The sequence below is a fragment of the Litorilinea aerophila genome (genome assembly GCF_006569185.2).
GTDB classification, from domain to species: domain Bacteria; phylum Chloroflexota; class Anaerolineae; order Caldilineales; family Caldilineaceae; genus Litorilinea; species Litorilinea aerophila.
The window spans coordinates 1-755 of the sequence record NZ_VIGC02000091.1 but is presented as its reverse complement, the minus strand read 5'-3'; the positions used below and the strand labels follow the sequence as shown (position 1 = coordinate 755).

General features: G+C 65.3%; 1 protein-coding gene. It reads left to right on the top strand.

Annotated elements, in window-relative coordinates; genetic code table 11:
* Positions 1-755 (top strand): recombinase RecA (gene recA / locus FKZ61_RS23745; protein ID WP_141612671.1); only part of this gene is annotated, 755 nt, incomplete at both ends.

The following is a 755-nucleotide window of genomic DNA, read 5'->3' as shown; positions in this document are numbered from 1 at the left end:
TGGGCGAGGCGAAGCGGCTGCAGGTGGAGGTGATTCCCACGGGCAGCCTGAGCCTGGACATCGCCCTGGGCGTGGGCGGCATGCCCCGGGGCCGCATTGTGGAGATCTACGGGCCCGAAAGCTCGGGCAAGACCACCCTCTGCCTCCACGTCATCGCCGAAGCCCAAAAAACCGGCGGCATCTGTGGCTTTGTGGACGTGGAGCACGCCCTGGACCCCGCCTACGCCCAGAAGATCGGCGTGGATGTCAACAACCTCTACATCAGCCAGCCCGACACCGGCGAGCAGGCCCTGGAGATCGCCGAAGCCCTGGTCCGCTCCGGCGCCATGGATGTGGTGGTCATCGACAGCGTGGCGGCCCTGGTCCCCCGCGCCGAAATCGAGGGCGAAATGGGCGACAGCCATGTGGGCCTCCAGGCCCGCCTCATGAGCCAGGCCCTCCGCAAGCTCACCAGCGTCGTCAAGGCCTCCAACACCAGCCTCATCTTCACCAACCAGCTGCGCCAGAAGATCGGCGTCATGTTCGGCAACCCCGAAACCACCTCCGGCGGCATGGCCCTCAAGTTCTATGCCAGCGTCCGTCTCGACGTCCGTCGCATCCAGTCCATCAAGCAGGGCAGCGAGGTCATCGGCAACCGCACCCGGGTCACCGTCAAAAAGAACAAGGTCGCCCCCCCCTTCAAAGTCGCCGAGTTCGACATCATGTACAACGAGGGCATCAGCACCGAAGGCGACCTCATCGACCTCGGCGTGGAG